We start from the raw sequence: 12,095 nt of genomic DNA on the forward strand, positions 1-12,095 counted from the left end.
TTTGCCCTGGGGGTTTATTTCTTCTCCGGGGTAGTCTATATTTCAAGCGTTCTGCTAATTAATTGTCCGATCAAGCTGGTCTGATTAAATCAGCCAACGATTTGATCGCATTTAATGATATGTGAAAGAATTGAATACACGATCCTGATGACTGATGCAGAAGAGGGATAGAATGAATATAAAACCGGGCGATAATTGGCGCTGGTATTTTGATGAAGAACACGATCGTTTGATGTTGGATTTAGCCAACGGAATGATCTTTCGTTCCCGCTTTGCTGGGAAAATGCTAACGCCTGATGCTTTTGATGAATGTTCTTTTTGTGTCGACGATGCGGCACTTTATTACCAGTTTGAAGAGCGTAGTCGTCAGACTGGGCTAAAAAAAGAGCAGCGGGCGGAATTAATATTAAATGCGCTAGTGGCTCAGCGTTTTCTTAAGCCATTGATGCCGAAAAGCTGGCATTTTGCTCCACAATCCTGTGCCGTGATGCCTGCATTAGGTGAATTGGTCGCCGTGCAGATTTCAAATACAGCAGAACAAGCTAAGCTGCTGGTTGTTGAGGCTGGAGACAGTGCTAGCTTATGTTTGTTAGCCCAACCTTATTTGCAGTTGGCGGGTAAGTCCATGCAGTTAGGCGATGCTATTAAAGTCATGCATGACCGACTTATTGCTGTTCAGCCATCTGTCGATTCAGAAGATGTTTTAGCTTATGCCGTTTAATAGATGCGGGCGCTAATCACCCGCATATCCTCGTCGTGCTTCAAGCTGCATCTGCCGTCTCGATACAACGCGAATTATTTTGGCTATATACCCGCTGACGTTAGCTAAGCTTGATACTGCTTTTCGGAATACAACTGCAGCTCAGTATGACGCCATTTGAGCCGATTGCGCTCTGTTTTAACGGTGTGACTTCCCCTTCGACCAGCGTTATTTTGCAAGCCCCACATAATCCCGCTCGGCAAGAATAGGGAATTCTAATGCCTTGTGCTTCAAGTTGTTCTAACAAAACCTGCTGATTATTGCCTACAAAAGTTTGTCCCTGATACTCAATGTTGACGCTTTTTTCGTTGGCTGGCGGCGTAGCCAATGTGGCGTTAACTTCACCCGCAGAATAGAGGCGAGGAGGGCGGAGGCTAAGAATTTTTACACTATCTCCCTGACGAATAATTCCACCGCCACGAGCGATCATATTCATACCAAAATCAACGTCGCCATTATCTGCGGTACGAAATGACTGTAGTGTTTTTAAGGGTTCTCCCGCCGGATGTTTACGTCCACGGTCAGTACTTACGGTGGTGAGAATACAGCGGCTACAGGGTTTTACGAGATCGAAAATGACTTCGCCAATGCGTATCACCAGCCAGCTATCTTCATCAAACGCCTTAGCACCGCTCACCACAATATTAGGGCGAAACTGCTCAATACGAATCGCGTTTGGGGCACGTCGCTGTAAATTCTGAAACGAGGCTTCGTTGATGAGTAGGAAAGGATAGCCGTCAGCAAAGGTAAGAGGAATGTCAGGATGGTGCTTTACTCGGCGACTAAGTTCATTTCCCAACCAACGCAGTTGGACTGCGCGTTTAAAATAACGACTTAGCCAGTCGTTAATCTGTGGGGGAGCCACCAGTGCAGAGAAGTGATTGCCCCACACTTCAGTCGGCTGCTGTAGATGAAGAAAGTCTTGCCATAGCACCAAGATACTCTCACCGTCAGGCCCTGTTAGGGTAATGCCGTTCGGTAGCAACGCGGGGGTAAATGTGACCATTTGCGGATTTTGGCGCGCGGTAATAAAAGTGCCGTCCGTCTCTGTGACCATCAGCGCTCGGTCGAAGGCCAAACCGCTCGGCAACACCTGTGCCTGCGAAAGTTGCAGGCCACGCATTGATTTTATCGGATGAACATACAGTTTTGATAACGTGATCATTTCAGCACTACCCCGTTCCATCGTTTAAAACGAACTTAAGCAGACAACTTTATGATACCGGCCTATCGTTGAACAGATAGCGCTGCGTTTTCTTTTATGGGGACAGCGTTGAGGATAGGGGAGAGGCAACGTGCCGACCGGTATGCCACGAGATCGGCACGATGAGATATTAGTTCATCCCCAAACGGATCAGTTCGGTAGGAACGTAACGGCCATTTAGATCGGTGATATCAACACATTTAGCGCGGCGAACCTGTGCCGATGGCAGGTTATCAGCGTGGATCGCAGTAATTACACCTATTTCACCAGTGCCACTGACCATCACACGGCTACCCACTTTGATGGCGTTACGGTTGCGATCATAAGTCATCACGCTTTCTGGGTTCATTTTCGGCTCCTCATTCATCTGATATCAATAAATATGAATCCGGAACGAGATCTTAAAGTGATGAACGGGCGAAAAAAATGATTTTGATCAAAAAATAATTCATGGTATCTGCATGAAAACATTAGCTATTAATGAGAATTCCTTTCAAGAAGACGAGTGTTTCGCCTACGCTACGCCACAGAGTTGACGCTGTTTGTCTCAGGTGAAACAGTGCCTGATAGGCGGCCATGTAAAAAAGATGAAGTGAGGAATGAGAGTTTTTGATAGAAAAGTATCAAATATGCGGCTCCGCGGGTTAAAATGAGCGATTAACTTACTGATCGATATTTGTCAGAAGCTTGCTTTTCGTATGGCTCGATGCACGATTGTGCCGCATTGGGTTATATATTCATTTGATTATTAAGCTGTTTCTGGCTTTTAGTCTCCGTAAATTCTCTTTAGTGATAGTGAAAACATGAAATCTCTGTTTGCCAGCACCGCGCGCGGTCTAGAAGAACTGTTAAAAAATGAACTCGAAGCCCTCGGTGCGCACTCCTGTCAAATTGTTCAAGGCGGTGTGCATTTCCAAGGGGATGACCGTTTACTCTATCAGAGCCTGCTCTGGAGCCGTTTGGCTTCACGCATTCTGATGCCATTGAATGAATTTAAAGTCTATAGCGATCTGGATCTGTACCTCGGCGTGCAGGCGATTGATTGGACTTCTATTTTTGGCGTTGATAAAACTTTCGCCGTGCATTTCACCGGAACCAACGAAGAAATTCGCAATAGCCAATATGGCGCGTTGAAAGTGAAAGACGCGATTGTGGATAGCTTCACACGTAAAATTGATGCCCGCCCGACCGTTGCCAAACAAACTCCAGATATTCGTATTAATGTGTTCTTACAGCGCGAAACGGCGAGCGTGGCTTTGGATCTGAGCGGTGAAGGTTTACATCAGCGTGGCTACCGTGACTTGACCGGTGCAGCTCCGCTCAAGGAAACCTTGGCATCAGCCATTATTCTACGTTCTGGCTGGAAAGTCGGCACCCCGATGGTCGATCCCATGTGTGGTTCGGGTACGTTGTTGATTGAGGCGGCGATGATGGCTTCCGATCATGCTCCGGGGCTGACTCGACAGCATTGGGGATTCTCCGCTTGGAATGGTCATAACCCTGAACTGTGGCGTGAGCTGCTGGCTGAAGCTCAGGTACGCGCTCGTCGTGGCTTACAGGCACAAGAAGGACAATCACGTTTCTTTGGTTCAGATAATGACCGCCGTGTTATCGAAATGGCGCGAGCTAATGCCCGTCGTGCGGGGGTATCTGAGCTGATCACGTTCAACGTGGCTGATGTGAGTAATCTGAAAAACCCATTGCCGGAAGGCCCCGTGGGCACCGTACTGAGCAATCCACCTTACGGTGAGCGTTTGGAAAGCGAACCTGCGCTGATTGCGTTGCACAACGCGTTAGGCCGCATTATGAAGGGCGCATTTGGCGGCTGGCAGCTTTCTCTGTTCAGCGCATCGCCAGAGTTGCTTAGCTGCCTGCAACTGCGCGCAGAGCGCCAGTTCAAGGCTAAAAACGGTCCTCTGGACTGTGTGCAGAAAAACTATCAGTTGGCAGAGAATCCTTTGGGCACGGCGTCAGGTCAGATCGCTGAGGATTATGCCAACCGATTACGCAAGAATCTGAAAAAGCTAGATAAATGGGCTAAGCAAGAAGGCATTGAATGCTACCGAGTTTATGATGCCGATCTGCCAGAATATAACGTTGCCGTTGACCGCTATGCCGATAAAGTGGTGATTCAGGAATACGCACCACCAAAAACCGTGGATGCACAGAAAGCGCGTCAGCGTCTGTTTGACGTGATCAATGCAACTCAGTCGGTGATGAATTTACCGTCAAACAGCTTGATTTTGAAAACCCGCGAACGTCAGAAAGGCAAAAGCCAATATGAGAAGTTGGCTCAAAAAGAAGAGTTCATGCTGGTTAAAGAGTATAACGCTGAGCTGTGGGTCAACCTCACCGACTATTTAGATACTGGGCTATTCCTTGACCATCGCATTGCACGTCGTATGCTGGGTGAAATGTGTGAAGGGAAAGACTTCCTCAATCTGTTTGCTTACACCGGTACCGCCAGCGTTCATGCAGGCTTGGGTGGTGCTCGTTCAACGACAACGGTCGATATGTCACGTACCTATCTTGAATGGGCGGAAAAAAACCTGCGGGCGAATGGTTTAACCGGGCGTCAGCATCGTTTAGTGCAGGCTGACTGCCTCTCTTATTTACATAATAGCGATGAACAATATGATGTGATCTTTATCGATCCACCGACGTTCTCTAACTCGAAACGTATGGAAGCGACGTTCGATGTGCAGCGCGATCATATTGATATCATGCGCGATCTTAAGCGTATGCTGCGTCGTCGTGGCACCATCATGTTCTCCAACAATAAGCGTGGATTCAAAATGGATCTTGAGGCGCTCGGTGCATTGGGGCTGGAAGCGAAAGAAATTACCGCGCAGACCTTGTCCCAAGACTTTGCCCGTAACCGTCAGATTCATAACTGCTGGCTGATCCGTCATGCCGGCGAGGAAAAGTAATATATGTCGTTAATTAGTCTTTCTGGTGCATGGATTTCTTTTAGTGATGCACCACTGCTCGATAATACTGAATTACATATTGAGCCAAACGAGCGCGTGTGTTTGGTCGGCCGTAACGGCGCAGGTAAATCAACGCTGCTTAAAGTATTAGGAAAAGAGTTGCCGCTAGATGATGGGCGAATCATCTATGAACAAGATTTAGTGGTTTCACGTTTGCAGCAAGATCCACCGCGCAATATCGGCGGAACGGTGTTTGATTTCGTCTCTGAGGGCGTTGCTGAACAGGCGCAGCACCTTAAGGCATATCATGATTTGCTGAAAAAAGTTGAAGCGGATCCGAGTGAGCAAAATCTGAATCGGCTTTCAGCGTTGCAGGAGATTTTGGATCATCAAGGCTTATGGCGCATCGATAGCCGCATTAGTGATGTCTTGACCAAGCTTGGTCTGAATGCGGATACCGATCTTTCTGCGTTGTCAGGTGGTTGGCTGCGTAAAGCGGCATTGGCACGTGCGCTTGTTTGCGAGCCGGATGTTCTGCTGTTAGACGAACCGACTAACCACTTGGATATTGAAACTATCACGTGGCTCGAAGAGTTCCTGAAAGAATTCACCGGCAGTATCGTTTTCATTTCCCATGACCGTTCATTTATACGCAGTATGGCAACGCGCATTGTCGACCTTGATCGCGGCAAACTGGTGTCGTGGCCGGGTAACTATGACGCCTACCTGCTGGCGAAAGAAGAAGCGTTGCGTGTGGAAGAGATGCAAAACGCTGAGTTCGATCGCAAATTGGCACAGGAAGAAGTTTGGATCCGCCAAGGTATCAAAGCACGACGTACGCGTAACGAAGGCCGTGTTCGTGCATTGAAAGCCATGCGTAACGAACATGCTGAGCGCAGAAGCGTGCAGGGCAATGCCAAAATGCAGGTCGAAGAAGCACTGCGTTCCGGCAAAATTGTCTTTGAAATGGAGAATGTTAGCTACAGCGTGGCAGGTAAAACGCTGGTGCGTGATTTCAGCGTTCAGGTCAACCGCGGTGATAAAATTGCGCTGGTAGGGCCAAACGGCTGCGGCAAAACAACGCTGTTGAAATTGATGTTAGGCCAGTTGCAGCCAGACAGCGGTAAGGTTCGCTGCGGCACTAAGCTTGAAATCGCCTACTTCGATCAGCATCGTGCAGAGCTTGATCCCGATAAAACGGTCATGGATAACCTAGCGGAAGGCAAGCAAGAAGTGATGGTGAATGGTCGTCCACGCCATGTGCTGGGCTATTTGCAAGACTTCCTGTTCCATCCTAAACGCGCATTAACGCCTGTGCGTGCGTTGTCAGGTGGTGAGCGTAATCGTCTATTACTAGCAAGACTCTTCTTAAAACCAAGCAATTTGTTGATCCTCGATGAACCAACCAATGATTTAGATATCGAAACGTTGGAACTGTTGGAAGAGCTTATTGATGGTTATCAGGGCACCGTGATGCTGGTGAGCCATGATCGTCAGTTCGTTGATAACTCGGTGACCGACTGCTGGATTTTCGAAGGTAATGGCGTCATTAATAGCTATGTGGGCGGATATTATGATGCTCATAAGCAAAAAGCGGACATGCGGTCGTTCAGCCAGCAGGCTGCTGCGCCTAAGCCTCAGGGGACAACCAGTGCGCCTAAAGCTGAGGTGAAAAAGCGTAGCAACAAGATGAGCTATAATTTGCTACGTGAACTCGAACAACTGCCAGCACGTTTAGAAGCGTTGGAGGCGGAGTTAACGGCATTGCAAGCTGAAGTCGCTAAACCTGAGTTCTTTAATCAGTCACACGCAGAGACTCAATCTGTTCTGCAGAAAATGGCTGAAACTGAGCAACAGCTTGAATCGGCGTTTGAACGCTGGGAAGAGCTAGAGGCGATGAAGAATGCCTGATAGGTCCGTCTAAGACTGAATAAAGCCTGACGAATGCGGAGTGATGTATTGTGTCAGGCTTTTTTATGTAATTTAAGTGGTAAATAAAAAGTGGGAAAAAAGTATGTGTTCTGGACATCATCTAGATTCAGAAAACAAAATATTATGCCCGCAATGTGACATGTTGGTAGAGCTGCCTCCGCTCCCAGAGGGTACAAAGGGGAGCTGTCCGCGTTGTCATACGACCCTCGTGGTCAAGTGGCGAGAACCGCGCCGTCAGCCAGTGCTGTATGCTTTCTGTGCGCTTTTTATGCTGATACTGTCGAATCTTTTCCCCTTTGTAAACATGACCGTTGCTGGGATTAAGAATGCGATTACGCTAATCGAAATTCCTAGGGTTCTCGTATCCGAAGATTATGCCAGCATGGCATCGCTGTTTATGATTTTTGTTCAGCTAGTGCCTGCATTTTGCATGGTCGCAGTTATTCTGTTGAATATGCGGGTGCCGATGCCAACTCAGCTTAAAGTCATGATGGCGAAGGTGCTTTTCAAGTGCCGTTCGTGGTGCATGGTTGAAATTTTCTTGGCGGGCGTTCTGGTTAGTTTCGTCAAACTAATGGCCTATGGTGATGTTGGGGTAGGGAGCAGTTTTCTGCCATATTGCCTCTTTTGTGTCTTACAGGTTCGCGTGTTTCAGGTTATTGATAAACGCATTCTTTGGAGCGATATCTTGCCTGCACCAAAGCATCCTGAAAATTTACGCGTTGGTGTGACGGGAATTCAGCAGGGATTACGTGCGTGTACATGCTGCTCCGCCATTTTACCTGCCGATCAACTCTCTTGCCCACGTTGCCATACGAAAGGCTATGTGCGCCGACGCAATAGCCTTCAGTGGACCATGTCGCTTTTGATCACAGCCATCATGCTATATATCCCTGCTAACGTATTACCCATTATGGTGACACAGGCGCTCGGCACTAAGCTGACATCGACGATTATGGCTGGGGTTATTTTGTTATGGGGAGAGGGTTCTTACCCCGTTGCGATGGTGATTTTTATTGCTAGCATCATGGTTCCTACCCTAAAAATATTAGCGATTGCATGGCTGTGCTGGGATGCCAAATATGCAACTCGTGGCGATAGCGAGCGTATGCATTTTGTATACGAGATCGTGGAGTTTGTTGGTCGTTGGTCAATGATTGACGTGTTTGTTATCGCCGTGCTTTCTGCGCTGGTTAACATGGGTCAGTTAATGAGTATCTACCCTGATATAGGTGCATTACTTTTTGCGATGGTGGTTATTATTACCATGATCTCGGCGATGACATTTGATCCTAGGTTGATCTGGGATCGGGAACGTGGCTTAACGTACAAGGAGCCTCAAAGTGAATGAGCAAGAAACTGGCGTAGCGAAGGTTGAAAAAATCAAACGCTGGTCCCCGGTTTGGATTGTCCCGATTGTGACTGCATTGATCGGTGCATGGGTGATTTTTTATCATTTCAGCCACCAAGGGCCAGAGGTGACGTTGATTACCTCCAGTGCCGAAGGTCTGGAAGGCGGTAAAACCGCCATCAAGAGCCGCAGCGTTGACGTAGGCGTTGTTGAAACCGTCACGCTGAATAACGATTTAACCAAGGTTATCGTTAAGGCGCGTCTGAATTCAGGCATGGAAAAACTGCTGCGTAAAGATAGCGTGTTCTGGGTGGTGAAACCTCAGATTGGGCGTGAAGGTGTTTCCGGACTTGGAACCTTGCTGTCCGGTGCCTATATCGAACTTCAGCCGGGTTCCAGCAAAGATGAACGTGAAGAATTTAATCTTCTGGATCAACCGCCTTTAGCGCCACCCGATGCTAAAGGGATACGTGTAACATTAAACAGCGAGCAGGCAGGGCAGCTCAGTCCCGGCGATCCGGTATTGTTCCGCGGTTTGCGTGTTGGGTCGGTAGAAACCAGCCAGTTTGATACTAAGAATCGGCAGATCCACTATCAGATCTTTGTTTCTGCGCCATACGATACTTTGGTGACCGACAATGTTCGCTTCTGGATCGACAGCGGCGTTTCATTTGATATGTCAGCTCAAGGCATGCGCTTGGAAATGGGGTCGCTGACAACCCTTTTCAGCGGTGGAGTAAGTTTTGATGTGCCGCAAGGTTGGGCTGTAGGGAAACCTGCTGCGAATCAGTCACAATTCGATTTGTTTGATAATCAGCGCAGTATTCAAGAGTCGCTGTATACCGAGCATAAAAGTGTGCTGATGTTCTTTAGCGATTCAATTCGTGGATTACAAGTCGGTGCGCCCGTTGAATTCCGTGGTATTCGGTTAGGTACTGTGGCTCAAGCGCCATATTTTGTGAGCGGTTTAAGTCAAAAGTTAGACTCTGACTATCAAATCCCTGTATTAGTTAATATTGAGCCGGGTCGTATTCAGCAAAAACTGGGTGACAATTTTAACGTCGAACAGCATTTATTCTCTGGCGTTGGTGAAGGTCTGCGTGCTTCGTTGAAATCAGCTAACTTGCTGACAGGCTCGCTGTATATTGACCTCGACTTTTACCCGCAGGCAAAACCATGGAAAGGCCCGCGTAAAATTGATGGTCTGCCAGTGGTGCCAACGGTGAGCGGTGGATTAGCGCAGCTACAGCAGAAACTGACAGCAACATTGGATAAGATTAATGCTCTGCCGCTCGAACCGATGATCAACGAAGCGACTAATACGTTGAAAGCCAGCCAGAAAACGATGGCTGAAACGCAGAAGACGCTCGATACGCTCAATAAACTGGTTTCGAGTAAAGAAGCACAAGCGCTACCAGCCGACATGCAGAAAACGCTGATCGAGCTGAATCGAAGTGTGAAAGGCTTCCAGCCGGGATCTCCTGCCTATAACAATATGGTGGGTGATATGCAGCGTTTGGACCAGGTCTTAAGAGAGTTGCAGCCGGTGTTACGTACTCTGAATGAGAAGAGCAATTCATTGGTATTTGAGGCGCCAGCAGGTAAAGATCCACAGCCTAAGAGGACGAAATAATGAAAGTCTGGATGATCGGCGCAGCGGCACTGTTGCTCAGTGCATGTAGCAGCCAACCACAGAAAAATTATTATCAGCTACCTGTACCGACGGCAACAACATCTGTCGTTCATGCTCCCGTTGAAAGCGGTGCGCATCAGCTCTGGCTAGAGCGTGTGAACGTGGCTGATTTCTTAAGTGCGCTAGGCGTGGTATATCAAACCAACGATGTGCAGTTCGTAACGGCGGGTAATAACCTATGGGCTAGCCCTTTGGAGCAACAGTTGCAACAAACGATGGTGGCCAATTTGAGCGCTGCTATGCCGGGTTGGATAGTATCAGCTCAGCCGTTAGGGAACGTGCAGGACACTCTGAATATCAATGTCACTGGCTTCCACGGGCGTTATGACGGTAAGGCCGTTATTAGTGGTGAATGGATCCTGATGCGTAGCGGGCAGTTGACTAAGCGTGCCTTCAATCTTGTATTGCCAGTGCAGCAGGATGGCTATGATGCATTAGTGAAGACGTTAGCTCAGGGGTGGCAGCAGGAGGCGCAGCAGATCGCGCGTCAGGTTCAGTAATACTCTGAAGTAAAATAGTCTAAACAAACTCCGACTTGTCGTAACGCGGCAGGTCGGTTTTTTTTATGCAGAACAGGAAATTGTGAATTTTGGGTTTTCTTCTACCTTCGTGCACCCCAGTTTATAGCTCACATTTGTGACAATGGTATGAATTTTGCGCATTGACCCACAGCCTAAAAGCGTCTATTGGTTAAGTGTAGTAGCTAGACGGCTACTACTGTTTTCTTTCCAGCAGAACTGAAATGAGGGAAATGAGGCATGAAGAGACAAAAACGCGACCGCCTAGAACGGGCTCAATCACGTGGCTATCAGGCTGGTATCATTGGGCGCTCTAAGGAGTTTTGCCCCTATCAATCTGTAGATGCTAGATCGCACTGGTTGGGAGGCTGGCGGCAGGCCATGGAAGACAGGTCGGTTATGGCCTGATGGTCATCGCTATAAATTCATATTAGTGATAAAAACCTCTGCTTATGCAGGGGTTTTTATTTGATAACTGATATTTTGGTGAATGTATTCGATTTTAAGTTAATATTTTTATATGCATCAGATTATATATTTAAACCTAGATTAAAATAGGCTTTATTCTTTATAACCTATCAGATAATGTATGCTTGAATGAAATTATTATAGGGTGGTAAATTCATTCCATGGACGAATAAAAAAGTCGAATCACATTTTCATTTTTAATGAATCAAGTGATTCACATAGTATCAAAAATGGAATTTGCTATTTGGAGTTATTGGGATGTTTGAACATCAGGATAGTTTAAAGTCACTAAGGAAGTTTGACCTTAATTTATTGACAGTTTTTGAAGCGGTGTACTATTACAAAAGTGTAAGTAAAGCTGCCGATATTTTAGGTATGACATCTCCGGCGGTAAGTCAAAGCATTCAGAGGCTGAGACAGTATTTCCCAGACCCACTTTTTATCAGATATGGCAAGGGGATATCTGCGACGGTCTTTGCTGATAGTATGCATGAAAATATCAAGGGTAGTTTAAGTGGCATTATTGACATTTTTGCAGACAAAGGCGATAGCATTCGTAATCTAGTCATCTGGAGCGACCCTCATCTGGCTCAGGTTCTGATACCCGACATCTGTAGTCATTTGATGTCATTACCTAAGCTGAAATGTCGTATTGTGCATAATCTGTTGCCCGAAGATGCTGTTGGCGTGGAACATGCGCTGCTGTACCATAAGACAGATATTATTTTTGATATTGCGCCGATCTTTAACTCAGCGATTGAGTCTGAATTGATTTTCCGAGAAAAGATTGTCGCCGTATGCGGTAAAGATCATCCAAGGCTGAAAGATTCTCTGTCGGCGAATAGTTTAAAGGATGAGCGCTGTATTACTATAATTAAAGACAGAAAGAAAATTAATGAGTTTAAATCTAAAATAGACGTCCTTTTGGGTAAGCGCGTTATTTCCTTTGCATCACCATCTTCTCTTATTGCATTGTCAGTAATTGAAAAAACAAATGACATAGGTTTTTTCCCTGAGTCAATGTACGAGAAATTTAAAGATATATATAATCTTAAACGTTTAGAATGTGACGTCGATTTAGGTTCTTACGAAGTCTATATGTCGTACAGTAAGAAAGCACTTCAGGATAAAGCACTATTAGAGTTAGTTGAGAGGGTGAGAGAAACGTTTGTTATGAATAACAAAAGCGTTCATCCCTAATATGACTTAATATATGCCTATCAAAATAAAAAAGCGCAG

At 46.7% G+C, this 12,095-nt stretch carries 10 protein-coding genes; 8 read left to right on the plus strand and 2 right to left on the minus strand.

The window, feature by feature from the left end; all coding sequences use genetic code 11:
• Positions 1-172: 172 nt before the first annotated feature.
• A complete protein-coding gene (locus K9N75_RS08855) occupies positions 173-721 on the plus strand; it encodes a cell division protein ZapC (RefSeq protein ID WP_008813034.1) in 549 nt (182 codons plus the stop codon).
• A 100-nt stretch (positions 722-821) separates the two neighbouring features.
• Here the strand turns inward: K9N75_RS08855 and K9N75_RS08860 are convergent, their stop codons facing one another.
• Both K9N75_RS08860 and ydfZ read right to left on the minus strand, forming a co-directional pair.
• Positions 822-1,925: a YcbX family protein gene (locus tag K9N75_RS08860; RefSeq protein WP_224452487.1), complete on the minus strand. Its 1,104-nt coding sequence runs from the start codon at positions 1,923-1,925 to the stop codon at positions 822-824.
• A gap of 169 nt (positions 1,926-2,094) precedes the next feature.
• Complete coding sequence (gene ydfZ, locus K9N75_RS08865; protein ID WP_039189095.1) at positions 2,095-2,298, minus strand: putative selenium delivery protein YdfZ; 204 nt, start codon at positions 2,296-2,298, stop codon at positions 2,095-2,097.
• Between the two features lie 469 nt (positions 2,299-2,767).
• On the opposite strand from ydfZ, the gene rlmKL reads away from it, so the two are divergent.
• From rlmKL to K9N75_RS08900, 7 genes are all read left to right on the plus strand, one after another.
• Positions 2,768-4,894 carry a bifunctional 23S rRNA (guanine(2069)-N(7))-methyltransferase RlmK/23S rRNA (guanine(2445)-N(2))-methyltransferase RlmL gene (gene rlmKL, locus K9N75_RS08870; RefSeq protein ID WP_004095668.1) on the plus strand — a complete coding sequence of 709 codons (2,127 nt, stop codon included), beginning with the start codon at positions 2,768-2,770 and terminating at the stop codon, positions 4,892-4,894.
• 3 nt (positions 4,895-4,897) lie between these two features.
• On the plus strand, positions 4,898-6,805 hold the full coding sequence (locus K9N75_RS08875; protein WP_039188770.1) for an ABC transporter ATP-binding protein: 1,908 nt from the start codon (positions 4,898-4,900) through the stop codon (positions 6,803-6,805).
• Between the two features lie 103 nt (positions 6,806-6,908).
• Positions 6,909-8,177: a membrane integrity-associated transporter subunit PqiA gene (gene pqiA, locus K9N75_RS08880; protein WP_020303844.1), complete on the plus strand. Its 1,269-nt coding sequence runs from the start codon at positions 6,909-6,911 to the stop codon at positions 8,175-8,177.
• A complete protein-coding gene (gene pqiB, locus K9N75_RS08885) occupies positions 8,170-9,810 on the plus strand; it encodes an intermembrane transport protein PqiB (RefSeq protein ID WP_096080941.1) in 1,641 nt (546 codons plus the stop codon). Before pqiA ends, pqiB begins: the two co-directional genes overlap by 8 nt.
• Complete coding sequence (gene pqiC, locus K9N75_RS08890) at positions 9,810-10,370, plus strand: membrane integrity-associated transporter subunit PqiC (protein ID WP_008813041.1); 561 nt, start codon at positions 9,810-9,812, stop codon at positions 10,368-10,370. Before pqiB ends, pqiC begins: the two co-directional genes overlap by 1 nt.
• A gap of 258 nt (positions 10,371-10,628) precedes the next feature.
• Complete coding sequence (gene rmf / locus K9N75_RS08895) at positions 10,629-10,796, plus strand: ribosome modulation factor (protein ID WP_004095659.1); 168 nt, start codon at positions 10,629-10,631, stop codon at positions 10,794-10,796.
• Between the two features lie 318 nt (positions 10,797-11,114).
• The gene (locus K9N75_RS08900; RefSeq protein ID WP_008813042.1) at positions 11,115-12,056 is read left to right on the plus strand and encodes a LysR family transcriptional regulator; all 942 of its coding nucleotides are present in this window, start codon (positions 11,115-11,117) and stop codon (positions 12,054-12,056) included.
• Positions 12,057-12,095 lie beyond the last annotated feature (39 nt).

Source organism: Hafnia paralvei (genome assembly GCF_020150375.1).
In the GTDB taxonomy this organism is placed as follows: Bacteria; Pseudomonadota; Gammaproteobacteria; order Enterobacterales; family Enterobacteriaceae; genus Hafnia; species Hafnia paralvei.

Bases quoted from the DNA above. Each gene is read 5' to 3' on its own strand.
- K9N75_RS08855 (WP_008813034.1), top strand. From the start codon at position 173: ATGAATATAAAACCGGGCGATAATTGGCGCTGGTATTTTGATGAAGAA.
- K9N75_RS08860 (WP_224452487.1), bottom strand. From the start codon at position 1,925: ATGATCACGTTATCAAAACTGTATGTTCATCCGATAAAATCAATGCGT.
- rlmKL (WP_004095668.1), top strand. From the start codon at position 2,768: ATGAAATCTCTGTTTGCCAGCACCGCGCGCGGTCTAGAAGAACTGTTA.
- K9N75_RS08875 (WP_039188770.1), top strand. From the start codon at position 4,898: ATGTCGTTAATTAGTCTTTCTGGTGCATGGATTTCTTTTAGTGATGCA.
- pqiA (WP_020303844.1), top strand. From the start codon at position 6,909: ATGTGTTCTGGACATCATCTAGATTCAGAAAACAAAATATTATGCCCG.
- pqiC (WP_008813041.1), top strand. From the start codon at position 9,810: ATGAAAGTCTGGATGATCGGCGCAGCGGCACTGTTGCTCAGTGCATGT.
- rmf (WP_004095659.1), top strand. From the start codon at position 10,629: ATGAAGAGACAAAAACGCGACCGCCTAGAACGGGCTCAATCACGTGGC.
- K9N75_RS08900 (WP_008813042.1), top strand. From the start codon at position 11,115: ATGTTTGAACATCAGGATAGTTTAAAGTCACTAAGGAAGTTTGACCTT.